We start from the raw sequence: 25,352 nt of genomic DNA, 5'->3' as shown, positions 1-25,352 counted from the left end.
TTAGTAATGATTCATATCAAAACAGCAAAACGGCAAGCCAGGCTTGCCGTCGCGGCTGTCAATCCTCCGGCCTCAGAACGCTTCCCACTCCCCCGCCGCCTCCGTCGCCTTCGCCGTCGATGTCGCCGCAGCCGGGCGCGCACGTGGCTTGCCTGCGGCCAGTACCGGCCGCGCCGGCGGCGCCACCGGCGCCACCACCGGCCCCGCGCCCGCCGGCGACGCGTCCACCGCGGCGCTCGACGCCGCCAGCATCTGCGCGCCGTCGATCCGGAACACCGACACGGCCTGCGCCAGCAAGGTCGACTGCTCGCGCAGCGCCGCCGCCGCGGCCGCCGCCTCCTCGACCAGGGCCGCGTTCTGCTGCGTGCCCTCGTCCATCTGCGCCACCACCCCGTTGATCTGCTCGATGCCCTCGGTCTGCTCGTGGCTGGCGGAACTGATCTCGCCCATGATGTCGGTCACGCGGCGCACGCTGTCGACGATCTCCGCCATCGTGGCGCCGGCTTCGGCCACCAGGCGGCTGCCGCCGGCCACCTTGTCGCTCGAGTCGCCGATGAGCTGTTTGATCTCCTTGGCGGCCGCTGCCGAGCGCTGGGCCAGGTTGCGCACCTCGCTCGCCACCACGGCAAAGCCCCGGCCCTGCTCGCCGGCCCTGGCCGCTTCGACCGCCGCGTTGAGCGCCAGGATATTGGTCTGGAAGGCGATGCCGTCGATGACGCCGATGATGTCATTGATCTTGCTTGATGAAGCGTTGATCGCGTCCATGGTGCCCACCACCTGCTCGATCACGGCGCCGCCGCGGGCCGCCACGTTCGATGCGGCCGTGGCCAGCACATTGGCCTGGCGCGCATTGTCGGCGTTCTGGCGCACGGTCGACGTCAGCTCTTCCATCGAGGACGCCGCTTCTTCCAGCGCCGATGCCTGCTGCTCGGTGCGGCCCGACAGGTCCTGGCTGCCCACCGCCACCTGGCCGGCGGCCACCGCGATGGTGTCGGTGCCGACGCGCACGGCGCCGACGGTGCGCGCCAGGCTCTCGTTCATGCTCTTCAGGGCCTGCAGCAGCTGGCCGGTCTCGTCGCGCGCGGTGACCTCGATGCGGCTGGTCAGGTCGCCCGCGGCCACGGTATTGGCAATCTGGAGCGCACGGCCCAGGGGCTCGGTGATGGAACGGGTGATCCGCCACGCCACCAGGGCCGCCAGCGCCAGCGCGGCGCCGCCCAGGCCCCACATCAGCATGCTGGTGCTGCGGTAGGTGGCATCGGCATCGCGCGCCGCCTGGGTGGCGATCTCGTTCTGCAGCGCGATCTGTTCGCCGGTCGCCTGCTTGAGCCGCCGCACCAGCGGACGCAAGTCGTCCGCCAGCAGCGCGTGCGCCGCCTCCATGTCGCCGGCGGCGATATGCTTGATCATTGCATCCTGGCCCGCCTTGTATGACACGACTTCCTTGTTCATCTGTTCGAGCAGCTCGACCGCTTTCGGGTTGGTCAGCGCATCCTTCATCTGGGCCAGGATTTCGTCGATTGCCTTGCGCGACGTTATGATGACATCCACCTGGCGCGCATGGTCGGCCGCGTCGCTGCTCAGCATCATATTGCGCACGGCGATCGCGATATCGCTGACCTCCATCTGCATCCTGTTGGTGAGCTCGATGCGCGGCATCCGGCCGTTGACGATCTCGTCGGTGCCGGCATTGATCCGGCCCAGCATTGCATTACTCATCACGATCATCACCACCAGCATGGCACAGATCACGCCATAGCCCAGGGCGAGCCGTTTTCCGATATTCAGGTGTGCAAGTGTCATGTCGGTTCCCTTTCAGGCAGCGCGCGGCAGCTCTGCCACCAGCCCGAGCTCGTCGGACTGCATCAGTTTGTCGATATCGAGCAGGATCAGCATCCGCTCGTCCACGGTGCCCAGGCCAAGCAGGCAGTTGCCGTCCAGCGTGGCCTGCATCTCGGGGGCGGGCCGGATCTGCTCCGGGCTCAGGGTGACCACGTCCGAGACGCTGTCGACCACCATGCCGATCACGTGGTGCTCGATGTTGAGGATGATCACGACGGTGAACGCGTCATACACCGCGGCGCCGATGCCGAACTTCAGGCGCATGTCGACGATCGGAACAATGGCGCCGCGCAGGTTGATGATGCCTTTCAGGTGCGCCGGCGCGCTGGCCAGCCGCGTGGGCGCTTCGTAGCCGCGGATTTCCTGCACCTTCAGGATGCTGATCGCGTACTCTTCCTTTCCGAGGCGGAAAGACAGCACTTCGTTCTCGTTGCTCGTTTCCATATCGTTTCCCGTCCAATGGTTGCTGCGTCAATAAATTTCTCAACGGAAATACGTTACTGACGCCGCTTGCGGCTGTCGATGGACAAGTGTCAATACCCGTGAAATTCGTTCTAATTTAGGTTTAACTATGGCGTGATAGCAACGATTTTGAACAGGCTTTCCAACTCAGTGCCATACCAGTTGGCATAAATTGTGCTTCGGAAATAAAATTTCTCCGCACTGCGATCCGGTGCGCCACCTACCCAACCAGGAGCCATCATGATCATCCGCCGACTCGACCCGCGCGCCATCGCCGAGCGCAAGCCGCAACTGGCCACGCTGCTGCTCGACGCCGTCGCCGATGGCCATTCGCTGGGCTTTCTTAACGGACTCGACCAGGACCAGCTCGACGCCTATTGGCAGGCCGTGGCGGACGAGGTCGGCGCCGGGCGGCGCGTGCTGCTCGCGGCCGAGCGCGACGGCAACCTGGTCGGCAGCGCCCAGCTCGCGCTGTGCCTGAAACCGAACGGCAACAACCGCGCCGAGGTGCAGAAGGTGCTGGTGCATTGCACCGAGCGCCGCCGGGGCATCGGCACCGCCCTGATGCAGGCGCTCGAGATCGAGGCGCTGGCGCTGCGCCGCGGCCTGCTCTACCTCGACACGGCGGCCGGGTCCGAGGCCGAAGCGCTGTACCGCAAGACCGGCTACCAGCGGGTCGGCGAGCTGCCCGAATACGCCTGCACCCCGAACGGCCGCTGGCACGCGACGGTGATCTACTACAAGACACTGTTCAGCCGCAGCCGTCCCTGAGCCGCCGCTACCGCGCGACGATTGCGCGCCATCGTGCGCCGGCCATGAGCGACCGCGCCGGCCAGTGTGCCCGGGGAAGATTGCGCGTAGAATCGCCAGTTCAAAACTTCCGGAAAGCAATGTGATTGGCGCCTCCTCCATCATGACCCGCAGGCCGCTGCGGGCCTACCTGCTCTGGCTCGTCCTGGCGACCCTGCTGCCGGGCGTGGTCGGCGCCTCGCTGTTGTTCATCGATCAATACCGCAAGAGCCGCGCCCAGTACGAGCGCAATACCATGCAGACCGTGCGCGCGCTGGTGCACACGGTCGACAGCAAGCTGCTGCAGGCGCAGGCAATCGCCCAGACCCTGTCGACCCTCGACGCGCTGCAAAGCGCCGATTTCGCGCGCGCGCACCGCCAGGCGCGCAAAGCCCTGCGGCTGGCCGGCCCCGGCATGGGCGCCGTCCTGCGCGACCGCAGCGGGCAGCAGATCTTCAACACCAGCCTTCCCTATGGCGCCGGGCTCCCGGTCGGACGCGCGCAGCAGCTCGAGAGCGTGTTCGCCAGCGGCAAACCCTCGATTTCGAACGCGTTCACCAGCGCGGTAGGTAAGCGCCCCACCGTCAGCGTCAACGTTCCGGTGCTGGTCGACGGCCGCATCGCCTACGTGCTGAGCGTCGGCGTGCAGCCCGACTACTTCGACGACATGCTGTCGCCCAAGGCGGTGGCGGACGGCGCGCGCGCCTCGGTGATCGACGCCGCCGGCACCATCTTCGCGCGCAACCTCAGCCCGGAGCTGTTCGTCGGCAAGCGCGTCACCGATCCCCTGTACCGCGCCATCCTGAGCGCACCCGAAGGCATCGTGCCCTCGGTCTCGCAGGAAGGAACGACCCTGCTGACCTTCTACTCGCGCTCGCGCGCCACCGGCTGGCACGTGGCGATCGGCGTGCCGCGCGCGAACCTGAACGAGGCCATGTTCGAGCCGCTGGCGGCGCTCCTGACCGGCATCACCCTGCTGTTCGCGATCGGCCTGTGGCTGGCGTGGCAGATCGGCGGCCGGCTGGCCAGCGCGGTCCAGGGCCTGACGGCGCCGGCGGTGGCACTGGGCAAGGGCGAGGATCCCCCGCGCTTCGCCCATGCCTACGTCAAGGAGACGGCCGAGGTGGCCGAGGCGATCGGCGCCGCCTCGCGCCTGCTGGGCGAGCGCGCGCAGGCGCTGGCGGTCAAGGAGGCCGAGCTGCGCGACGCGCACCGGATGGCGCGCTTCGGCACCTGGCACCTGACGCTGGCCACCGGCGCGATCGAGACCTCGGAATCGGTGACTTACATCAGCGGGCGCGCGCTGCCGCCATTCGCGCAGCAGCGCGGCACCCTGCTGCCCGAGGACTCATGGGATCGGCTTGACGCCCTGCTGCGCGAGCTGGAGCGCGACGGCGGCAATGGCCGCCTGCAGATGCAGGTGCTGCACGCCGACGGCCACCGCATCTGGATCGACCTGCACTGCGAAGCGGTGCTCGACGCCGACGGCCGCGTGACGGCCTTGCGCGGCACCATCCAGGACGTCACCGACCGCGTCAACGCCGAGGAAGGCTTGCGCGAGGCCGACCGCCGCAAGAACGAATTCCTGGCCATGCTGGCGCACGAACTGAGAAATCCCCTGGCGCCGATCGCCTCGGGCGCCCAGCTGCTGGGCCGGGACGGCCTGGATCCGGCGCGCACGCGCCAGATCAGCGGCATCATCGCGCGCCAGGCGCGCCACATGGCCGGCCTGGTCGACGACCTGCTGGACGTCTCGCGCGTCACGCGCGGCCTGGTGGCGCTGTCGAAGGTCCGCATCGACGTCAACGAGGTGGTGCTCGAGGCGCTGGAACAGGTGGGCGAGCCGCTGCGCCAGAAGCGGCACCACCTGGAGACCGCGCTGCTGCCGGCGCCGGCCTGGGTGATGGGCGACCGCAAGCGCCTGGTGCAGGTGGTCGGCAACCTGCTGCACAACGCGGTCAAGTTCACCGCCGCCGGCGGGCGCATCGCGGTGGCGCTCGAACTCGATGAAACGACACTGCGCATCGTCGTCGCCGACAACGGCATCGGCATGCTGCCGCACGAGCTGGAGCGCGCCTTCGAGATGTTCGTGCAGGGCGAGCGCACGCCGGACCGCACCCAGGGCGGCCTGGGCATCGGGCTGGCGCTGGTGCGCAGCCTGGTCCTGCTGCACGGCGGCAGCGTGGCGGTGCAGAGTGCCGGCCAGGGCCAGGGCAGCACCTTCACGGTGACCCTGCCGCGCTGCGCCGGGCGCAACGCCGGCGCGCCTGGCGCCGGCCCTGGCGCGGCGCGGGTGGAAGCGGCGCGCGCGCTGAGGGTGCTGGTGGTGGACGACAACGTCGACGCGGCCCAGGTGCTGGCGCTGTACGTCGGCGCCGCCGGCCACGAAGTCGCGCTCGAGCACGACCCGTTCGCGGCGCTGGCGCGCGCCGAGGCGTTCGCACCCGACGCCTGCCTGCTCGACATCGGCCTGCCCGGCATGGACGGACTCGAACTGGCGCGCCGCCTGCGCGCGCAGCCGGCCAGCGCCGGCGCGCTGCTGGTGGCGGTCACCGGCTATGGCCAGGCCGAGGATCGCGAAGCCAGCCGCCGCGCCGGTTTCGACCATCACCTGGTCAAGCCGCTCGACATGGCCGAGCTGGAACGGATCCTGGCGGCAGTCGGCGGCGCCGCGGCGGCCTAGCTCAGCGCTTCACATTCAGCGCTTCAATTCAGCGCTTCACGCTGCCGAAGGCTTCGCCCTTGTTCCAGGTCGGCATGGCCGGCGCGTTGGCGACGGCGTAGCCGAGGTTGAGCGTGAACTGGGCCTGCTGCACCATGCCCGACAGGTCCCATTCCGGGACGTATTCGTCGGTGACCTGGTGGTAATGGTTCTTGAAGTCCTTCATCCGGGCGCTCGATGCTTGCTGGTTTTGCTCGAACTCGAAGTGGCCGTCGCCCGAGAACACGGCCGAACCGACGTTGAAGGCCGGGACGCCCGCCTTCGCGAAGGCGAAGTGGTCGGCGCGGAAGAAGGACCCCGACAGGTCGGGAACGGCCGGCGCGATCTTCAGGCCCATCGACTTCGCCACCTGCCGCGAGGTCTCGTACAGCGAGCTGCGCTCGGCGCCGGCCACGCCGATGTCCCTGGTGCGGCCCACGAAGTTCAGGCTGTCCAGGTTCAGGTCGGCGGCGGTCTGCGCCAGCGGCCACACCGGCTTGGCGACGTAGGCGGCGGCGCCCAGCAGGCCCTGCTCTTCGGCCGCCGGCCACAGGAAGATCTGGGTGCGCTTGGCCGGCTTCTTGACGGCTTCGGCCGCCATCGCCAGCAGCGCGGCGGTGCCCGAGGCGTTGTCGATCGCGCCGTTGTAGATGCGGTCGGCCTTGGGGTCGGCGCCCGGTTTCGCTTCTGCCACGCCCAAGTGATCCCAGTGCGAAGAATAAATGACGGCCTGCTCCTTCAGCTTCGGGTCGCTGCCGGGCACGATGCCGACCACGTTGAACTGGTCCACCGGACGGATGGTCGAGCGCAGCGCGACCTTCGCGGCCACCTTCAGGTCGACCGGGCGGAAATCGCGCCGCTCGGCCTGGGCGCGCAGCTGGTCGAGGTCATGGCCGCCGGCGGCGAACAGTTCGCGCGCGGTGTCTTCGTGCAGCCAGCCTTCCATCGGGTTGCCGTTGCCCTTGAGGCCGAAGCGCTCGTTGCCGAAGCCGTTGGCCGGCACGCTCCACGGGTACGAGGCCGACCGCGTGGTATGGATCAACAGCACGCCGGCGGCGCCGCGGCGCGCGGCTTCCTCGTATTTATAGACCCAGCGGCCGTACCAGGTATAGGCCTTGCCGGCGAAGCGGTTCGGTTCTTCGGCGGTGGGCTGGGGATCGTCGACCATCATGACCAGGATCTTGCCCTTGGCGTCCAGACCCTTGTAGTCGTCCCAGTTTTCCTCGGGCGCGGCGGCGCCGTAGCCGACGAAGACCAGCGGCGCGTCGAACGCCACGTTCTCTTTTCCGCTCCTGGTGCCCATCACGATGCCCTTGCCGAGTTCCGGCTCGATGGTCTTGCCGCCGGCGCTGAAGACCGCGCTGCCCTCGAGCAGCTTGCTGCCCTCGATCTCGACCTTCTGGCGATAGCCGCCGCCGGGGATTGGCTTCAGGCCGATCAGGGCGGCCTGGGTCTCGAGGTAGCGCACCGTCAGGTCGCCGCCGCGCTGGCCGGTGCCGCGGCCCTCGAGCAGGTCATCGGCCAGGAACGACATGTGCGCGCGCAGCGCGGTTTCCGATATGGCGGACGGTTGCTGGGCGTGCGCCGCTTGTGACAAGGCGAGGATGGCGGCGCCGGCGGCCAGGGCGAGGGGATGAAGTCGCATCGAAGTTCCGTGACAGTGTGGTGAAAAAAACCATCTTAAACCAACAGGGCCTTATACTGTCGGTCACTCTGCAATGACGCCAGGAGAAAGCATATGCCGGTATCCCGCCGCACGGCGATCGCAGGGTTGGCGATTACACCATTGGCCATCACCCCATTGGCCGTCACGCCGCTGTCCGGCGCGTACGCCGGCCCCGCCACCACCACCATCGATATGGAGCAGCCCAGGATGTACGGTTTGATTGGAAAAATGCGCGCCCAGCCGGGCCAGCGCGACGCACTCATCGCCCTCCTGCTGGACGGCACCGCCGGCATGCCCGGCTGCCTGGCCTACGTGATCGCGAAAGACGCGCAGGATGCCGACGCGATCTGGATCACCGAGACCTGGAAAGACCAGGCCAGCCACAAGGCTTCGCTGTCGCTGCCGTCGGTGCAGGCCGCCATCGCCAAAGGCCGGCCGCTGATCGCCGGCTTCGCCGAACGGTTCGAGACCGAACCGGTTGGCGGCCACGGACTGGCGCGCTGAGCCCTCCACACACTCACTGCCCCAGCCGGAGCCGGTAGCCCACGCCGGGTTCGGTGGGCAGGTGGCGCGGCTGGGCTGGATCGGCGTCGAGCTTGTGGCGCGGCTCGCGGCTGCCTTTTGAAAAGGGCTCAGCGCGCCGGCTGCGCGCGCAGCCAGTCCATGTACTTCGCCACGCCGCTCGCCACATCGGTGAACGGCTCGTCGTAGCCGGCCGCGCGCAGCGCCGCGATGTCGGCCTGGGTGAAGCTCTGGTACTTGCCCTTGAGCTTGTCGGGGAACGGCAGGTATTCGAGCAGGCCCCCGTCGATGATCTGCTGCAGCGACAGCGCCGGCTTGCCTTCATTGGCCAGGGCGTTGACGGTGGCCACCGCGAGGTCGTTGAACGGCTGCGCGCGGCCGGTGCCGAGGTTGAAGATGCCGCGCTTGTCCGGGTGATCGAGGAAGAACAGGTTGACCTTGACCACGTCTTCCACGTAGATGAAATCGCGCATCTGGGCGCCGGCCTGATAGCCTTCGTTGGCGCCGAACAGCCTGACCTTGCCGTCCTTGAGGAACTGGTGATACTGGTGGAACGGCACCGACGCCATCGTACCCTTGTGCCCTTCGAGCGGACCGTAGACGTTGAAGTAGCGCAGGCCGACCACCTGGCTGCCGGCGTCCTGGCCCTTGGCCTGCCAGTAGCGGCGCAGGTACTGGTCGAACAGGAATTTCGAGTAGCCGTAGACGTTGAGCGGACGTTCGAGCGGGCGCTCCTCGCGGAACACGGTGCCGGCGCCGTAGACGGCGGCCGACGAGGCATAGATGAAGGGGATGCCCTGGCGCTGGCAGAATTCGAACAGGGCGACCGTGTAGTCGTAATTGTTCTTCATCATGTAGCGGCCGTCGGTCTCCATCGTGTTGGAGCAGGCGCCCTGGTGCAGCACGGCGGTGAACTTGTTGTCGAATTCGCCCGCCTTCAGGCGCACCAGGAAGTCTTCCTTGTCGGCATAGTCGGCGATCTCGGCGTCGACGATGTTGTGGAACTTCTCGGGACGCGACATATTGTCGACGGCGAAGACGCTGAACGGCTCGCGCTGCGACAGCGCGTGCACGAGGTTCGCGCCGATGAAGCCTGCTGCGCCGGTAACCAGAATCATAATTAAGTCCTCTTCAATATCGTTGTGCCGCCGCTCCTGCCTTGGTTTAGGCGCCGGCAAGCATGGGTTGCAATGGCTGCCACACGTCAGCTGGAAGAATCTGCTTCATGCAGTTCTGGTGCCCCAGCGGGCATTCGCGCTGCTGGCAGGGCGAGCATTCGATGTGCAGCCACAGGATCTGCGCCAGCTGGGACAGCGGCGGCGTGTGGCGCGGGTCGGTGGGGCCATAGATCGCCACCAGCGGCCGCCCCAGGGCGGCGCCGATGTGCATCAGGCCCGAATCGTTGGTGACCACCGCGGCGGCGGCCGAGATCAATGCGATCGCTTCGCTCAGCGACGTCGAGCCGGCCAGGTTGTGCGCCTGCGGCACGATGGCCGTGATCTCGTCGCATACCGCGCGGTCCTTGGGGGAACCGAGCAGCAGGATCTGCGCGTCCGGGCGGTTGGCCAGGATGGTCCGGGCCAGTTCGGCGAAATAAGTCGCCGGCCAGCGCTTGGCCGGGCCGAATTCGGCGCCCGGCGCGAAGGCGACGAAGACGCCGGCCGGCAGCTGGAGGCGCGCGATCGCAGCCTCGGCTTCGCCCGCGGCGACCGTCATGACCGGTTCCGGCAGGCGTTCCGGGCGCGGCAGGTGTCGTACCGGCGCGTCGGCCAGCGCCTGGTAGAACTGGGCCATCGGGCGCGGCGCCTGTTTGTCGTCGTGGTGCATCACGTTGACCAGGCCGTAGCGCATCTCGCCCTTGTAGCCAACCCGTTTCGGGATTCCGGCCAGCCAGGGGATGAGCGCGAATTTCAGGGTATTGGGCAGCACATAGGAGTCGGCATAGCCGCGCGCCTCGAGCATCCTGGCGAAGGCCTTGCGCTCCTTCCACTGCAGCGCACCGTGCTTGAACGGCGACTCGATCACGGTGTCGACTTCCGCCATCGCGCGCCAGACCGGCGCCACCCAGGTCGGGGCCAGCACGTCGATCGGCCTCCCCGGCGCCAGCTCCTTGAGCCGGCGCAGCAGCGGCTGGGCCATCACGGCGTCGCCGATCCAGTTCGGGGAAATCACAAGGGTGCGCAACATGGTGTTCTTCAGGTGGTGTGCCAACCCACGATTATAGCAATCGCGGCCGATTCAGCATTCCTCGAGGCGCCAGCCGCCGTCCAGCGCGCACAAGCGGTGGGTCAGCCCGATGCGCTCCAGGAACACGCGGTCGTGCGACACCACCACCAGTGCGCCCTGGTATCCGCTGAGCATCGCCTCCAGCGCCGCCAGCGACGCCAGGTCGAGGTGGTTGCTCGGCTCATCCAGCAGCAGCAGCGCCGGCGGCGTGTCGGCATACAGCGCGCAGGCCAGGGCCGCCTTCAGGCGCTCGCCGCCGCTCAGCAGGCCGGCCGGCCGGGTGATCGCGCACGCATCCAGGCCCAGCTGGACCAGCCAGGTGCGCAGCATGTCCTGCCCGGCGCTGCGGTTCACGTCCAGCAGTTGGTCGAGCGTCGAACGGCGCGGATCAAGGCTGCCCAGCTGCTGGTCCAGCCAGGCGACGTGCGCCGGCAGGCGACGCTCGCCCGCAAGCGGATCGAGCCGTCCTGCCAGTACCTTGAGCAGGGTCGACTTGCCGCTGCCGTTCGGGCCGACCAGGCCCACCCGCTGGCGCCCCGTCAGGCTCACGCTGATGCGCTCCAGCGGCGCGGCCACCCAGGGCAGCACGACCTGTTCCAGGCGCGCCACGCGGCGCTGGCCCGCGCCGTCGACTGCCGCCGCGTGGATGCGCACGGCGGCGTCGGCGGCGACCCGATCAAAGGCGTCGCGCACGCGCCCGGCCTGCTCCGCACGCGCGGCCTCGTGTTGCTGGCGCAGGCGGCCGGCGCTGCCCTCGCTGCGGTCCTTGCCGCGGCCGAGCAGGATCGCGGCCTGGTTGGCCTGCCTGGCGTCGCGGTTGCCTCGCGCCTGGCGCCGGTCCTGGCGTTCGCGCTGCGCGCGGCGCGCGGCTTCGTCGCGGCGCCATTCCTGGCGCGCATGATCGAGCGCGCCCTGCGCCGCTCCCTGCTCGTGGCGGCGCGCCTCCTCGTAGAACGCGTAGTTGCCGCCGTAACTGCGCAGGCCCTCGCTGGACAGCTCGACGATGCAGTCCATCGCGTCCAGCAGCGCGCGGTCGTGGCTGATCACCAGCAGGCCTTTGGGCCATGCCTGCAGCTGCTGCACCAGCGCCGCGCGGCCCGCTGCATCGAGGTGGTTGCTCGGCTCGTCGAGAATCAGGAAGTCGGGATCGAACAGCGTGGCGCCGATCAGCGCCACCCGCATCGCCTCGCCGCCGCTGAGCGCGGCCACCGGCGTGTCGGGGTCGAGGTGCGGCAGGCCATGCGCCTGGCATGCCTGGCGCAGGCGGGCGGCGATGTCCCAGTGCTCGCCCACGGCATCGAAATCATGCGGGTCCACGCTGCCGGCCTCGATGCGCGCCAGCGCGTGCGTGATCGGCGCGACGCCAGCCAGCCCGGCCACCGAGTCCGCCCCGCCACTGCCGGCCTGCTGCGAGAGAAAGGACACGCGCCCGCTGCGCAGGCAGCGTCCGCTCGTGGGCGCCAGCTCGCCGGCCAGCACGCGCGCCAGCATCGACTTGCCCACGCCATTGCGTCCCACCAGGCCGGTGTGGCGCAGGTCGAACTGATGATGCAGGTCTGAAAACAGGATTCTGCCGTCGGGCAGAGACAGGGAAACGCCGTCGAGCGCCAGAATGGGATGCGTCATATGCAAGACTCCAAGGATGCCTGGACACTTCCGCAGCCATGCCGGGAAGACCGAGAAAAAATGGCATCGATGAGGTATTACACGCGCGCGCTCCTTGGGAAATGACAGCCAATGGTAGCAGGATCGGGGCGGCAGGCCAATTGCCCACCCGTGCACGCCGCCGCATCGGCAAGGCAATAATTTTCACATGCACAGGCTCCGGACAACCCGAACGCCGTATGGCTGGGCCGTGCTCCTGGCGTTCCTGTTCGTTCTGTTCGTGCCTGCGGTATCCCATGCGTTGGCCCAGGCCACCCGGCAACCGGCGGCTCTGCAGCGCCGCGGCTTCGGCAGCGGCTCAGCGCCGGCTCGGGCGCACGCTCGGACGCAGTCAGCGCGCGGCCAGCAGCGCGCCCAGGCGGGCCATGTCGACCGGCTTGACCAGGTGATGGTCGAAACCGGCGGCTTCCGAGCGCCGTCGGTCCTGTTCCTGGCCATACCCCGTGACCGCGACGATCAGGCTGCCCGCGGTGTTCGGCCGCGCGCGCAGCTCGCGCGCCAGGCCGTAGCCGTCCATCCCGGGCAAGCCGATGTCGAGCAGGCAGACGCCGGGCGCCCATTCGCCCGCACGCGCGAGCGCCCCGCGCCAATCATGCTCGATCGCGACCTCGTGCCCGGACGCCTCGAGCAGCATGCCCAGCATCGCGGCCGCATCGGCATTGTCGTCGACGATCAGGATGCGTTGCGGCGCGCCGGCGGACAGGGCCGGCGCCGGCGCCGGCTCGTCAAGACCGGCCTGCGCCGCCGCGCGCGGCGGGCGGATCGTGAAGGTGCTGCCGGCTCCGGGGCCGGCGCTTGCGGCTTCGACCGCGCCGCCATGCAGTTCGACCAGGCTTTTGACCAGGGCCAGGCCCAGCCCGAGCCCGCCCATGGAGCGGTCGGACGTGCGCTCGCCCTGGCTGAACAGATCGAACGCCCTGGCCACGAGTTCGGGCGTCATGCCGATGCCGTCGTCGACGACCTGCACCTTGACCCTGGCGCCTTCCAGGCTGGTGATCAACTCGATGCGCCCGCCATCGTCGCTGTACTTGGCCGCGTTGGCGAGGATGTTGACGAACACCTGCACCAGGCGCTTCCTGTCGCCCACGACCCGCGTCGGCGCGGGCGCCAGCGACAGCACCAGCCGGTGCCGGCGCGCCTCGACCAGCGGCGTCACCTGCTCCACCGCGTCGGCGACGATCTGGCGCACGTCGAGCAAGGTGTCGTCGAGTTCCACCAGGCCGCGGGTGACGCGCGACACGTCGAGCAGGTCGTCGATCAGGTGCGTCATGTGCGCCACCTGGCGCCCGATGATGCGGCTGGTCTCGCGCACGCGGCTCTCGTCCGGCTTCATCATCTGCAGCAGTTGCGCCGCCGCGCCGATCGGCGCCAGCGGATTGCGCAGCTCGTGCGCCAGCATCGCCAGGAATTCGTCCTTGCGGCGGTCCGCATCCTGCAGCCGTTCCACCAGCTTGCGGTCGGCGATGTCGAGCACGACGGCGACGATGCCGGTCGCTTCGCTGGCGGCGCCGGCCCGCACCAGCGACACCGCCTTGCTGGCCCAGGTCATGCGGCCGTCGGCGCGCAGGTAGCGGTTCTCGACCATGAAGGGCGCACCCGTGTCGCGCAGCCGGTGCAGCAAGGCGCGCTCCTCGGCGACGTCGTCGGGGCACAGCAGGTCGGTCATTGCCATGCCGATCAGCCGCGCGCGCGGATAGCCGGCCAGCGCGCAATAGCGGTCGTTGACGCGCACCAGGCGCCCGTCCATGCCGGCTTCGGCAATGCCCGCGGCCTCTTGCTCGAACAGCGTGGCCAGGTGGGCCTGGCTCTCGCGCAGGGCGGCGCGACCGCGCTCGGTCTCGATCTCGGTCTGCAGCGCCTGCTCGCGCGCGGCCGCCTCGCGCCGGACGCGCGCCAGCGCGATCGCCCCGCCCACGCGCGCAACCAGCTCGCGCGCACTGAACGGCTTGACCATGTAGTCGTCGGCGCCGGCATCCAGGCCTTCCACGCGCGCTTCCTCGCCGGCGCGCGCGGACAGCAGAATCACGACCAGGCCGTCGGCGCCCGGCTCGGCGCGCAGCGCCTGCAGCAGGGCGAAGCCATCCATGTCGGGCATCATCACGTCGCTCAGCACCAGTTCGGGCAGCGCTCCGGCGCGCACCGCGGCCAGGGCCGCGACGCCGTTGGTCACCGCCTGCACCTGGTATCCGGCCTGCACCAGGATGCGCGACACGTAGCCGCGCATGTCGGCATTGTCGTCGGCGAGCAGGATGCGCGCGCCCTCGGCGCCGGGCTGCGCCGCGGCGTCGTGCGCGGCGGCGCCGTCGACCCATCCGAGCGCTTCCTCGACGAAGGCGCTGCTGCGCGCCGCGCCGCGCGCGGCGACCGACAGTTTTTCGGAAGGCAGGTGGGCGACCCCGAACGGCAGGCGCACGACGAAGCTGCTGCCCTGCCCTTCGCGGCTGGCCGCGTCGATCGTGCCGCCGTGCAGGCGCACCAGCTCGCGCACCAGCGACAGGCCGATGCCGGTGCCCTCGACCGAGCGCCCGCGCTGGCCGTCGACCCGGTGGAAACGTTCGAAGATCTTCGGCAGTTCGGCCGGCGCGATGCCGACGCCGCTATCGGCCACCTCGAGCTCGGCCTGGCCCCCGGCGGCGCGCACCGTCACCCGGATCGCGCCTTCGAGCGTGAACTTGAACGCGTTCGACAGCAGGTTCAGGACGATCTTTTCCCACATGCCCTGGTCGACGTGCACCGGCGCCGGCAAGGGCGGACAATCGACCACCAGCGCCAGGCCCGCGCGCATGCAGGCCGAACGGAACGAGCTGGCCAGGTCGGCCGAGAGCGCGGCGAGGTCGGTCGGGACGAAGCGGGCGTCGTCGCGGCCGGCCTCGATGCGGCTGAAATCGAGCAGGCCGTTCACCAGGCGCAGCAGGCGCTGGCCGTTGCGCGCGACCAGTGTCAGCTGCTCGCGCAGGTCACGCTCGGCCGTCTCGAGCATGTCGCCGAGCGGCCCGAGCATCAGGGTGAGGGGCGTGCGCAGTTCGTGGCTGGCGTTCGAGAAGAACACGGTCTTGGCGCGGTCGATCTCGGCCAGCTGCTCGGCGCGCCGCTTTTCGGCGGCGTAGGCTTCGATATTCGTCACGGCGGTCGCCAGGTGCCCGGCGACCCGCTCGAACAGCGTGCCGTAGGCGCGGTTCATGCGCCGGCGCGGGCTCAGTGCCACCACCAGGAAGCCGAACGGGGCGTCGCGCCGGGTGCTCGGCACCGGCACCACGAGCGCCTCGTCGACCGGCTCGGGCCATGGCGTGCCCGCCAGCGGCGGGTCGAGCCGCGCCAGGCCGGCCACCGGCGCCGGCGCGCCGTCGCGCAAGGCGGCGGCGAACGGCCAGGGGGCGTCGTCGCCGATCGCGGCCTCCGCGGGCGCGAGTTCCGGCCGCACGATGCCGCCGGCGCCGGCCGCCAGGCGCAACGTGCCGGATGCGGCGTCGAACAGGTACATCAGCGCGAACGGCGCCTCCTCGGGCATGCCCGCCAGGGTATCGAGGGCGGCGCGGCACGCCTCGGCGGCATGGCGCGCCTGGGCCGCGCGCTCGGCGATCTCGCGCAGCAGGCGCTCGCGCCGCTCGGCCAGCACCCGGTCGGTGGTCTCGGTGACGGCGGTGAAGATGCCTTCCACCGTGCCGTCCTCGCCCCGGACCGGCGAGTAGCTGTAGTAAAAATAGCACTCCTCGACGTAGCCGTAGCGGTTCAGCGGCAGCAATTGGTCTTCGGACCACGTCGCCTCGCCGGTATCCATCACGTGGTCGAACATGGGACCGATGATGTCCCAGATCTCGGCCCACACTTCCACGCCCGGCCGGCCGAGGGCCCAGGGATGTTTCTGTCCCGGCACCGGCGCCCAGGCGTCGTTGTAGATCAGGGCGCGCGTTTCGCCCCAATACAGCACCATGGGAAAGCGCGAGCCGAGGCAGATGCTGACCGCCGAGCGCAGCGCCGTCGACCAGGTGTCGATCGGACCGAACGGGGTGGTCGACCAGTCCTTCTCGCGGATCAGCGTGGCCATCTGGCCGGGGAACGTCAGGAAGGGATGGACGGGCGTGCTCGGCATGGGCAGGGAGTGTATGCGGCGAGAACCTGCGGTACACGCCGACGGTCGCGATTGAAGATGCGGCCGCAGTCTACCATGCAAACCTCAGCGCCCGCCGCCCGGCACGGCGGAGAACTCAGGGCATCGCCGCCGGCTTCACTGCCCCGCCGAACCGGCCGCATGGCGGCGGGCACGCGACTGGTCGCCGGCAGGCAGGCGGCCGACGTGGTTGATCCTGGCCAGGCGCAGGAAGGCCAGCGCGCGCAGCACCAGGTAGCCGGAATCGAACTCCCACCACTTCATCGACAGCTTGGCCGAGGCCGGGTTGGCGTGGTGGTTGTTGTGCAGTTCGGCGCCGCCGAAGAGGATCCCGATCGGGAAGAAGTTGCGCGAATCTTCCTTGGTGTCGAAATTGCGGTAGCCGACCACGTGGAAGATGCCGTTGATGAAGCCCGACGCCCAGAACGGCAGGATCGACAGCTGGAACAGCCAGATCATGAAGCCGGTCACGGGGCCGAACACCAGCAGTTCGAGCGCCAGGAACACCAGCGCGCCACGGAAGCGGTGCCTGGTATACAGGTGCTCGTCCATCCAGTCTTCCCTGATGCCGACGCCATAGGCCTTGACCAGGTCGGCGTCGCGCGCCGCCTTGCGGTACAGCAGCGTGCCCTTGCCCAGGATCGTCCACAGGCCATGGATGCGCGGGCTGTGCGGATCTTCCACGGTATCGCACTTGGCATGGTGCTTGCGGTGCACCGCGACCCAGGTCTTGGCGGTGACGCCGTAGGTCGTCAGCCAGATCCACATGCGAAACAGCTGGCACAGGACCGGATGAAAGGTCACGGCGCGGTGGCTGCGCGAGCGGTGCAGATACAGCTCACTGGCGAAGACGGTCATGATGTACGACCCCGCCATGGTCAGCCCGACGCCCATGGGGCTGAGCTGGATGATTCCTTCAAACACGGCATTCCCCCTGTTGGTATATTGATCAGGGAAATGTCGCCCTGATATTGCATAGAGAATAACGTGCGCCGGAGCGGGCCAAATCGATGAAAAGAGCGGTATTTCCCCCTGTGTTTATCGTTCAGCTGGCTTTACGCTGACATGCACCAGGCATGGCTACTCGCCCATGCGGGCATGCACCAGGCGGCACCGCTGGAATTTCGTCATGCCAGCGCCTCGCCGAGCGATGCCGGAATGATACGATCAGGCGATCAGACCGCGCTGGCGCGCTTCGATGACCCATTGCGGGTATTCGTTCATCAGGAGATCGTACAGCGCGCCGTCGGAATGTTCGTCGGGCGAGGCTACCGAAAAAAAGTCGGCATTGTCGATCAGGCGGCCATCGAGTTCGTCCAGCTTTTCCAGGAATGGAAAGTCCGAGTCGGCGAAGTTGGCCAGGGCCTTGGCGCGCGACTTGCGGCCCTTGCCGATGCCCATGAACTGCCAGAAGATCGGCTCGCGGCTGGCCCAGCGCAGCTGGCGCTCGGTCAGCGGCTTGTCCGAGGTCGAGCCATCGGTCACGAACATCACGTACACCGGCACCTCGGCCTTGAGCGGAGCCTTGCGCTCGCCGCCCCCGCCGTCCGGGAAGTAATGCCGGCGCACCGCCTCGAGCGCGGCGCCGTAGCGGGTGTCGCCTTCGAGCGGATGCTTGTCGATGATGCGCTCGATATAGTTCGACCAGTTCGACAGGCCCATCGGCGCGCCGCGGTGCACGTTGCGGCCGAACAGGAAGACGTCGATCTCGCCGTCGTCGTCGAAGCGGCAGCCCAGCGCCAGGATGCGCTCGGCGAACTGCTGCACCAGGCCCTTGCGGTACAAGGCGCTCATCGAACCCGAGATGTCCAGCACCAGGCAGACCTTGGCCCGGTGCTGCGCCAGGCCGGCCTTCTCGAGCGACACCGCCGCCGACTTGACCAGGTTGACCAGCTGCGGCGCCGATTGCGCGACGCGCTTTTCCAGGTCGACAGCGGCGGCGCGCGGCGCGGCGGATGCCGGGGCCGAAACAGGGGCCGCAACAGGGACAGGAGCCGGTGATGCAGGCGGCGGCGTTTCATCGGCCACCGCGCCGCCGACATGCCGCACCAGGGCGTCCAGGCCGCCGTTGAAGCCCTGGCCGACCGCCATGAAGCGCCAGCCGCCGTCCTTGCGATACAGCTCGCCCAGCATGACCGCCCTTTCGCCGGTGAAGTCGCGGCCGGCGAAGTCGAAGCGCGCGATCTCGCCCTGCGCGCTCACCAGGCGCAGGCGCCCCGCCTGCAACTGCGACATCGGCGCGCCGTCGGTGCTGGCCACGATGCTGAGCCGTTCGACCCATGCCGGCAGGCTGGCAAGGCGAAAGGAAAAGCCCCCGGCATCAGGGCCGACGCTGGTTTGCGCCACGGCGCCGCACGGCGTCGCCGGCTGATTGAAGAAGGTCATGTAGCGCTCGTCGGCCAGCTTGCCGCCGGCGTCGAGCGCGAAGCAGGCAAAGTCCAGCGCCAGGCCCTGCGCCGACAGGCCGGCCTGCAGGACGCCGTCGGGCGCCAACTGCGCCAGCGGCAGGCGCTCGCCGCGTTGCAGCTGTTTCATGTCAACCTCCAACCGGGGAAAGTCGTTCGCTCAGGCCTTGTCGAGCGGCTGGGCGTATTCGTCCTCGACCCGGCTCACGATCACGGTGGCGATGCGCCGCTCCAGCACCTGCGCCACCTCGAACCGGAAGCCTTCGATCTCGACCGCGTCGCCCACCTTCGGCAGGGTGCCGAAGCGTTCCAGCATCAGGCCCGCCAGCGAGGTGTAGTCGTCGGTCTCGCCCACCAGGGCGTCCACCTCGAGCACCTGTTCCAGGTAGTGCAGGTCGGCGGTGCCGTCGACGCGCCAGCGGCCCGGCCCGAGCGCCTGCACCACCGGCTGCTCGTCTTCGTCGGGGAATTCGCCGGCAATCGCTTCCAGGATGTCGATCGGCGTCACCAGGCCCTGCAGGGTGCCGTATTCGTCGGCGATGATCACCAGCTGGCCATGCGAGCGCTTGAGGCGGTCCATCACCCTCAGCACGCCGCTGGCGTCGGACATGATGATCGGCGCGCGGATATGGCCCTGGTCGATCGCGCCCGACAGGGTCAGGTCGGCGATCAGGTCCTTGGCGCGCGCCACGCCGATCACTTCGTCGAGCTGGCCGCGGCACACCGGGAAGAAACCGTGCGGCGTGGCCAGCAGCTGGGCGCGGATGGTGTCGGCGTCATTCTCGATATTGATCCACGAGATCTCCGAGCGGTTGGTCATGATCGAGCGCACCGAGCGCTGCGACAGGCTCAACACGCCGCTGACCATGTTGCGCTCCTCGGCCTCGAACGTCGGTTCCTCGGTTGCCTGCGCCTCGGCTTCCGGTTCGTCGTGATGGTCGGCCCCGCGCTTGCTGCCCAAGAGGCGCAGCACGGCGTCGGCGGTGCGGTCGCGCAGCGGGATGTGCGCCTCTTGCTTGATGAAGTTGCGGCGCGCCAGCTGGTTGAGAAACTCGATCACCACCGAGAAGCCGATCGCGGCGTACAGGTAGCCCTTCGGAATGTGGAAGCCCAGGCCTTCGGCGATCAGGCTCAAGCCGATCATCAGCAGGAAGGACAGGCACAGCACGACGACGGTCGGATGGGCGTTGACGAAGCGCGTCAGCGGCTTCGACGCGAACAGCATGACGCCCATCGAAATGATCACGGCGGCCATCATGACGCTGAGTTGTTCGACCATGCCGACCGCGGTGATCACGGCGTCGAGCGAGAACACGGCGTCGAGCACGATGATCTGCGCCACCACGGCGGCGAAGCTCGCGTATGCGCGCTTGCCGCTCTGGACGTGCGATTTGCCTTCGACCCGCTCGTGCAGTTCGATGGTCGCCTTGGCCAGCAGGAAGATACCGCCGATCAGCAGGATCAGGTCGCGCCCCGAGAACGACAGGGTGCCGACGGAGAACAAGGGTGCGGTGAGCGTGACCAGCCACGAAATCATCGTCAGCAGGCCAAGGCGCATGATCATGGCGAGGGACAGGCCGAGGAGCCGTGCCTTGTCGCGCTGGTGCGGGGGAAGTTTGTCCGCCAGGATGGCGATGAAGATCAGGTTGTCGATGCCCAGGACGATTTCGAGCACGACGAGTGTGAGCAAGCCGACCCATATATTCGGGTCAAGTAGCCATTCCATTGGAGTGTTTTGTAGTGAGGGAAGGGGCATTGTACGCGATCGTATCGGCATCGGGGAAGAACCGGCGGCGCAGCCACGGCGCCCGGACGCCGGCCGCCACGGTCGCCGAAACCGGCGTTTGCATCGCGGTTCATTCGCAAGACCGGCAACCTGGCAGACCCTGGATCACGGCGTCCTGTCAGCGGCGTACCGTGTCTGGATGCATGCCAGGGAGGGTGTGCGCGACGCCTGCGCGCACGTCGATCTGGTCGCGTGGATTTCCGATGCGTGCCGATCAGGACCCGGCGCCCTGCTCCATCGTGTCGGCATAAAACGCCTGGCCATTCTTGCCCCGCGTTTTGATGGTGTACATGGCGACATCGGCGCGGCGCAGCAGTTCATCGATCGTTTCACCATCATGGGGAAAGACCGCGATGCCGATCGATGCGGAGATCGTCGCCGCCCTCCCCCCCAGGTCGAACGGCGCATTCAGGCATTCCAGGAATTTGTCGGCGACCACGCGCGCGTCGTCCCGGGTGTGCAGGTCGGGAAGAACGACGGTGAATTCGTCGCCTCCCTGGCGCGCGAGCGTGTCGCCCTTGCGCAGGCAGCCCTTGAGGCGCGCCGTCACTTGCAGCAGCAGTTCATCGCCCTTGTCGTGACCGAACGTGTCGTTGACGAGCTTGAAGCGATCGAGATCGATGAACATGGTCGCCAGCTCGGTCTGGTTGCGCCGGGACTGCAGGATCGCCTGTCCGAGACGGTCCTTGAACAGCAGGCGGTTGGGCAGGTTGGTCAGGACGTCATGGTAGGCCTGATGAAGGATGATGGCCTCCGCCTGCTTGCGCGCCGTGATATCGCGGGCGATGCCATAGGTGCCGATATATCTCGAGCCGCCCGGCTCCACGTGATCGAGATGCATGCCGACCGCGTTGAGCGATACGGTGATCGATGCGTCGACGCTGTCCACCCGGGCCGCGCCGGGCCGGTAAGTCATGCGCAGTTCGACGTCACGCGACGCCCGGTCGCCGGAGCGCCGCTCGTTGAAGGCATAGCGCGCCCTGGCGAAATCCTCCTCGTGCACCAGCACCGAATAATGCTGGCCAATCAGTTCGCGCCGATCGTAGCCCAGCATCTGGCAGGCCCGTTCATTGACGAACGTGAATCGTCCATCCGGTTCGACCATATAGATGAGATCCGGAGACGTATCGACCATGTAGCGGTAGGTGCGCTCGGACATCTCCAGCCGATGCGCCATGTCGCGGTTGGCCTGCCGGAGCCGGCGCAGGGTCAGCACGTGATCGATGCTCTTGAACAAGTCCTGCTGGCTGAATGGCTTGCGCAGAAAGTCGTGGGCGCCGCGCCGCATCGCCCCGATGGCGGCGTCGATCTGGACGTTGCCACTGATGACGACGACGTCGGTTTCGATGCAGTGGTGGTTGATGAAATCCATGACTTGGTGGCCATCCATGTCTTCCAGGCTAAGGTCGAGCAAGACCAGGTCATACCGGGTGCTGGACAGGGATGCCAGTGCGTCGGTGCCGGTGCTTGCCGTATCGATGTCGAAATGACGCTGGCTGAGCAACTCGTGCAGCGACGCGAGCATGCGCGGCTCGTCGTCCACGAGCAGCAGCCTGGTCGACTGGTTGGCGGCAGCGATCGGCACATGCGGCACAGAAAATGAATCATCACCGATCGTGGGTCGCGATTTTCTCGGGAATTTATTCATGTCCGTAGGGGCGCGAGCAGCTCAGATGGTCCGCGGAGCAACGCTAGGGTGAAGAATGTTCAGGCAGATGGGCATATGCTTCCCACATTACCATGTTCAGCGCTGTTCAAATACAAATTGACAACTCACAAAGTCAGTCGTTGACAATTATTTATGGGCAATATGCGGTGATGCTTCGTCGAACAGCGCTTTTTGAAGGCGATCGGCTGCCATTGATTGGTTGTCACTTAGTCGACGTCAACGTACCGGGCGACGTGCACCATGACAATTGCGTCCTTCACTAGCAAGGAGGAGCGCGTGGCAACCGACGTTTATCTGCAGATCGACGGCACCAAGGGCGAGTCTCAGGACTCTGCGCATCGAGGTTGGATCGAAGTCACCTCGGCGCAGTGGGGCGTCGTGCAGCCAAGGGAGCGCTACCGCATCGACAGGGAGTGGCCACACCGCTGAGCGGTGTGAGCACCGTACGCTGGCGTTATCGAAGCTTGCAGACCTGTCCTCTCCCCTGCTCATGTAGACCTGTTCGATGGGAAAACCATTCCGAAGGCCAAGCTGGAGTTCATGCGCGCTGACGGAGACGATCAGCGCGTCAAGTATTACGAGGTCGGACTGGAGAATGTGATGATCGCCAACGTCGAGCAGATGATCCACGCGCTACGACTTCAGTAGACACTACTGAGCTGGACTTTCCCCAGCGGACAGGGATCCGGAAAAGGGTGAGGTGACATTCGGTAACGAACTCGACAACGTTAGCGAGCCTATGCATACAGCTTCAGATGATGATATGACCCTAGCCGGTCCTATCGCTCGCGTCGCTCCGACCTGGTTAAAGCTGGCGCCGTGTCTGAATATCAGACCGCCCCTGAATGTCTGACCTTGATGTTAGACCTGACCCGACTCCTGCCGCTGTGGGTAGAAATAGGGGTAGGCAGAAATAAAAAAGCCCCGATATAGGGGCTTTTCGGTATTCCTGGCGGAGAGAGGGGGATTCGAACCCCCGGTAGGCTATGAACCTACACACGCTTTCCAGGCGTGCGACTTAAACCACTCATCCATCTCTCCTGATGGGTCAACGTGGGAACCCCACGAAGCCGCCTATTATAGCAAGTATTCCCAGCAGTACAAGGACCGCAAGGAGGATACCTTGCTGAACGCGTGGACGGCCGTCCACCCTACGATGGCGCACGTCGCCACTGCAGTCGCCAACCCTCCCGGGGGACCCTTCAAAAAAAATGCCCGCCCCTCTCCCGAGTAGGCGGGCAAGCCTTGCGTCAGCCTTGTGGGCTGGCGCAGGCAGGTTGCTCAGGCATTGTAGCTCAAGCCGATTCCTTCAACTGCTCGAGAATGGCCGGATTCTCGAGCGTCGAGACGTCTTGCGTGATGTTCTCGCCCTTGGCCAGCACGCGCAGCAGGCGGCGCATGATCTTGCCGGAGCGGGTCTTCGGCAGGTTGTCGCCGAAGCGGATCTCCTTCGGCTTGGCGATGGGACCGATCTCCTTGCCCACCCAGGCGCGCAGCTCGTTGGCCAGCTTCTTCGCTTCCTCGCCGGTCGGGCGCGCCTGCTTGAGCACGACGAAGGCGCAGATCGACTCGCCCGTGGTCTCGTCCGGCTTGCCCACCACCGCCGCTTCGGCCACGATCGGGTTGGCCACCAGCGCCGATTCGATCTCCATCGTGCCCATGCGGTGACCCGACACGTTCAGCACGTCGTCGATGCGGCCGGTAATGGTGAAGTTGGTCGTGTCCTTGTTGCGGATCGCGCCGTCGCCGGCCAGGTAGTATTTGCCGCCCAGTTCTTCTGGGAAGTAGCTGGTGCGGAAGCGATCCGGATTGTTCCAGATCGTGCGGATCATCGACGGCCATGGGCGCTTGACGACCAGGATGCCGCCCTGCCCGTCCGGCACGTCGGCGCCGGCCTCGTCCACGATCGCGGCCATGATGCCCGGCAGCGGCAAGGTGCAGGAACCCGGCACCATCGGGGTCGCACCCGGCAGGGGCGTGATCATGTGGCCGCCGGTCTCGGTCTGCCAGAAAGTGTCCACGATCGGGCACCGTTCCTGGCCCACATTGCGGTAGTACCACATCCAGGCTTCCGGGTTGATCGGCTCGCCGACCGAGCCGAGCAGGCGCAGGCTGGACAGGTCGAAGTTCTTCGGATGCACCTTCTCGTCCAGGTCCGACGCCTTGATCAGCGAACGGATTGCGGTCGGCGCCGTGTAGAAGATGCTGACCTTGTGCTTCTCGACGGTCTGCCAGAAGCGGGCGGCGTTCGGGAAGGTCGGCACGCCTTCGAACACCACCTGCGTGCCGCCGACGGCCAGCGGGCCGTAGGCGATATAGGTGTGGCCGGTGATCCAGCCGATGTCGGCGGTGCACCAGTAGACGTCTTCGGGCTTGAGGTCGAAGGTCCACTTCATCGTCAGCGCGGCCCACAGCAGGTAGCCGCCGGTCGAGTGCTGCACGCCTTTCGGGGTGCCGGTCGAGCCGGATGTGTAGAGGATGAACAGCGGATGCTCGGCATCGACCCATTCCGGCGCGCATTCGGCCGACTGGTCCTGCACCAGCTCGTGCAGCCAGATGTCGCGGCCTTCCTTGAAGTTGATGTTGCCGCCGGTGCGCTTGTAGACGATGACGTCCTTGACGGTGTCGCAGCCGCCCAGGCTCAGCGCTTCGTCGACGATCGCCTTGAGCGGCAGCGCCTTGCCACCGCGCTGCTGTTCGTCGGCCGTGATGACGGCCACGGCGCCGGCGTCGATGATGCGCTCCTGCAGCGACTTGGCGGAAAAGCCGCCGAACACCACCGAGTGGGTGGCGCCGATGCGGGCGCAGGCCTGCATCGCAGTGACGCCTTCGATCGACATCGACATGTAGATGACGACGCGGTCGCCCTTCTTGATGCCGCGCGACTTGAGCGCGTTGGCGAATTTGCAGACGCGCTCGTGCAGCTCGCGATAGGTGACGCGGGTAGACGAGCCGTCGTCGGCCTCGAAGATGATGGCGGTCTTGTCGGCGTTGCCGTTTTCGAGGTTGCGGTCGAGGCAGTTGTACGAGGCGTTCAGCTGGCCGTCGGCGAACCATTTGTAGAACGGCGCGTTCGATTCGTCGAGGGTGGAGGTGAAAGGCTTGTGCCAGTCAAGGTGTTCGCGCGCCAGGCGCGCCCAGAAACCTTCGTAGTCGCTGGCTGCTTCGGCGCGCAGCTTTTCGTAGGCGGCCATGCCACTGATGGCGGCCTTGTCGGCAAACGCCTTCGGCGGCTGGAACACGCGGTGTTCCTGCAGGCCCTGGGTTTGCTCTTGGGTGGTCTCGTTCTCGGCCATGCTCGTCTCCATTTTAAATGTAGTAGGTTATGCCAGATACCATAGGGGGGCTCGCTTACTGAGCCCTTACATGGAAACCCCTTGGAGCCTGTCCCGGCAGGCGAGAGTGGCTCCTGGCGGATCGGTATTGACCGCGCTTGTCCGCCTTTTATTCATCCTTATTCTACCGCCAGCCGTTGCAAAGCGTGCAAGTGCCGCCCTTGCCGGCGCGCGCC

Annotated in this window: 15 protein-coding genes, 1 tRNA gene and 1 pseudogene; 4 read left to right on the top strand and 13 right to left on the bottom strand. The window is 67.3% G+C overall.

Annotated features, from left to right (window positions below):
* Nucleotides 1-72 precede the first annotated feature (72 nt).
* Together ABIB38_RS19820 and ABIB38_RS19815 are read right to left on the bottom strand one after the other, a co-directional pair.
* Nucleotides 73-1,803: a methyl-accepting chemotaxis protein gene (locus ABIB38_RS19820; protein ID WP_429206422.1), complete on the bottom strand. Its 1,731-nt coding sequence runs from the start codon at nt 1,801-1,803 to the stop codon at nt 73-75.
* A 12-nt stretch (nt 1,804-1,815) separates the two neighbouring features.
* Complete coding sequence (locus tag ABIB38_RS19815) at nt 1,816-2,286, bottom strand: chemotaxis protein CheW (protein ID WP_429206421.1); 471 nt, start codon at nt 2,284-2,286, stop codon at nt 1,816-1,818.
* Between the two features lie 258 nt (nt 2,287-2,544).
* Between ABIB38_RS19815 and ABIB38_RS19810 the strand changes: the two genes are divergently transcribed.
* Nucleotides 2,545-3,075 carry an N-acetyltransferase family protein gene (locus ABIB38_RS19810; protein WP_429206420.1) on the top strand — a complete coding sequence of 177 codons (531 nt, stop codon included), beginning with the start codon at nt 2,545-2,547 and terminating at the stop codon, nt 3,073-3,075.
* A gap of 142 nt (nt 3,076-3,217) precedes the next feature.
* Nucleotides 3,218-5,776 (top strand): ATP-binding protein, encoded by a 2,559-nt coding sequence (locus ABIB38_RS19805; protein WP_429206419.1) that lies wholly within the window; start codon nt 3,218-3,220, stop codon nt 5,774-5,776.
* A 28-nt stretch (nt 5,777-5,804) separates the two neighbouring features.
* Here ABIB38_RS19805 and ABIB38_RS19800 read toward each other — a convergent pair whose 3' ends face one another.
* Complete coding sequence (locus ABIB38_RS19800; protein WP_429206418.1) at nt 5,805-7,439, bottom strand: M28 family peptidase; 1,635 nt, start codon at nt 7,437-7,439, stop codon at nt 5,805-5,807.
* Between the two features lie 93 nt (nt 7,440-7,532).
* On the opposite strand from ABIB38_RS19800, the gene ABIB38_RS19795 reads away from it, so the two are divergent.
* A complete protein-coding gene (locus tag ABIB38_RS19795) occupies nt 7,533-7,964 on the top strand; it encodes a putative quinol monooxygenase (RefSeq protein ID WP_429206417.1) in 432 nt (143 codons plus the stop codon).
* Between the two features lie 128 nt (nt 7,965-8,092).
* On the opposite strand, the gene rfaD is transcribed toward ABIB38_RS19795, so the two are convergent.
* The 8 genes from rfaD to ABIB38_RS19755 all read right to left on the bottom strand — a co-directional run bounded on the left by rfaD (nt 8,093) and on the right by ABIB38_RS19755 (nt 21,820).
* Nucleotides 8,093-9,103, bottom strand: coding sequence for an ADP-glyceromanno-heptose 6-epimerase (gene rfaD, locus ABIB38_RS19790; protein ID WP_429206428.1), 1,011 nt, complete (start codon nt 9,101-9,103; stop codon nt 8,093-8,095).
* A 43-nt stretch (nt 9,104-9,146) separates the two neighbouring features.
* Nucleotides 9,147-10,169, bottom strand: coding sequence for a lipopolysaccharide heptosyltransferase II (gene waaF / locus ABIB38_RS19785; protein ID WP_429206416.1), 1,023 nt, complete (start codon nt 10,167-10,169; stop codon nt 9,147-9,149).
* A gap of 51 nt (nt 10,170-10,220) precedes the next feature.
* The gene (locus ABIB38_RS19780; RefSeq protein ID WP_429206415.1) at nt 10,221-11,834 is read right to left on the bottom strand and encodes an ABC-F family ATP-binding cassette domain-containing protein; all 1,614 of its coding nucleotides are present in this window, start codon (nt 11,832-11,834) and stop codon (nt 10,221-10,223) included.
* 370 nt (nt 11,835-12,204) lie between these two features.
* Complete coding sequence (locus ABIB38_RS19775; protein ID WP_429206414.1) at nt 12,205-15,963, bottom strand: ATP-binding protein; 3,759 nt, start codon at nt 15,961-15,963, stop codon at nt 12,205-12,207.
* A 135-nt stretch (nt 15,964-16,098) separates the two neighbouring features.
* Nucleotides 16,099-16,905, bottom strand: coding sequence for a fatty acid desaturase (locus ABIB38_RS19770; protein ID WP_429206413.1), 807 nt, complete (start codon nt 16,903-16,905; stop codon nt 16,099-16,101).
* A 243-nt stretch (nt 16,906-17,148) separates the two neighbouring features.
* Nucleotides 17,149-18,516: a VWA domain-containing protein gene (locus tag ABIB38_RS19765; protein ID WP_429206412.1), complete on the bottom strand. Its 1,368-nt coding sequence runs from the start codon at nt 18,514-18,516 to the stop codon at nt 17,149-17,151.
* A 30-nt stretch (nt 18,517-18,546) separates the two neighbouring features.
* Nucleotides 18,547-20,112, bottom strand: a complete 1,566-nt coding sequence (locus ABIB38_RS19760) for a TerC family protein (protein ID WP_429206411.1) — start codon at nt 20,110-20,112, stop codon at nt 18,547-18,549.
* A gap of 274 nt (nt 20,113-20,386) precedes the next feature.
* Nucleotides 20,387-21,820: a diguanylate cyclase domain-containing protein gene (locus tag ABIB38_RS19755; RefSeq protein WP_429206410.1), complete on the bottom strand. Its 1,434-nt coding sequence runs from the start codon at nt 21,818-21,820 to the stop codon at nt 20,387-20,389.
* A 261-nt stretch (nt 21,821-22,081) separates the two neighbouring features.
* Here ABIB38_RS19755 and ABIB38_RS19750 point away from each other — a divergent pair.
* Nucleotides 22,082-22,489, top strand: a pseudogene (locus ABIB38_RS19750) (type VI secretion system tube protein Hcp).
* 302 nt (nt 22,490-22,791) lie between these two features.
* Here ABIB38_RS19750 and ABIB38_RS19745 read toward each other — a convergent pair.
* Both ABIB38_RS19745 and acs read right to left on the bottom strand, forming a co-directional pair.
* Nucleotides 22,792-22,882, bottom strand: a tRNA-Ser gene (locus ABIB38_RS19745).
* Between the two features lie 254 nt (nt 22,883-23,136).
* Nucleotides 23,137-25,137, bottom strand: coding sequence for an acetate--CoA ligase (gene acs / locus ABIB38_RS19740; RefSeq protein ID WP_429206409.1), 2,001 nt, complete (start codon nt 25,135-25,137; stop codon nt 23,137-23,139).
* Nucleotides 25,138-25,352: the final 215 nt, after the last annotated feature.

Source organism: Massilia sp. UYP11 (genome assembly GCF_050434805.1).
Classification (GTDB): Bacteria; Pseudomonadota; Gammaproteobacteria; order Burkholderiales; family Burkholderiaceae_D; genus Telluria.
This window is presented reverse-complemented; position numbering and strand designations above follow the sequence as displayed.

Excerpts from the sequence above, each read along its gene's own strand:
- ABIB38_RS19815 (WP_429206421.1), bottom strand. The coding sequence starts at position 2,286 with ATGGAAACGAGCAACGAGAACGAAGTGCTGTCTTTCCGCCTCGGAAAG.
- ABIB38_RS19795 (WP_429206417.1), top strand. The coding sequence starts at position 7,533 with ATGCCGGTATCCCGCCGCACGGCGATCGCAGGGTTGGCGATTACACCA.
- ABIB38_RS19755 (WP_429206410.1), bottom strand. The coding sequence starts at position 21,820 with ATGAATAAATTCCCGAGAAAATCGCGACCCACGATCGGTGATGATTCA.
- ABIB38_RS19775 (WP_429206414.1), bottom strand. The coding sequence starts at position 15,963 with ATGCCGAGCACGCCCGTCCATCCCTTCCTGACGTTCCCCGGCCAGATG.
- ABIB38_RS19820 (WP_429206422.1), bottom strand. The coding sequence starts at position 1,803 with ATGACACTTGCACACCTGAATATCGGAAAACGGCTCGCCCTGGGCTAT.
- waaF (WP_429206416.1), bottom strand. The coding sequence starts at position 10,169 with ATGTTGCGCACCCTTGTGATTTCCCCGAACTGGATCGGCGACGCCGTG.
- ABIB38_RS19810 (WP_429206420.1), top strand. The coding sequence starts at position 2,545 with ATGATCATCCGCCGACTCGACCCGCGCGCCATCGCCGAGCGCAAGCCG.
- ABIB38_RS19765 (WP_429206412.1), bottom strand. The coding sequence starts at position 18,516 with ATGAAACAGCTGCAACGCGGCGAGCGCCTGCCGCTGGCGCAGTTGGCG.
- ABIB38_RS19800 (WP_429206418.1), bottom strand. The coding sequence starts at position 7,439 with ATGCGACTTCATCCCCTCGCCCTGGCCGCCGGCGCCGCCATCCTCGCC.
- ABIB38_RS19805 (WP_429206419.1), top strand. The coding sequence starts at position 3,218 with ATGACCCGCAGGCCGCTGCGGGCCTACCTGCTCTGGCTCGTCCTGGCG.
- ABIB38_RS19760 (WP_429206411.1), bottom strand. The coding sequence starts at position 20,112 with ATGGAATGGCTACTTGACCCGAATATATGGGTCGGCTTGCTCACACTC.
- acs (WP_429206409.1), bottom strand. The coding sequence starts at position 25,137 with ATGGCCGAGAACGAGACCACCCAAGAGCAAACCCAGGGCCTGCAGGAA.
- ABIB38_RS19780 (WP_429206415.1), bottom strand. The coding sequence starts at position 11,834 with ATGACGCATCCCATTCTGGCGCTCGACGGCGTTTCCCTGTCTCTGCCC.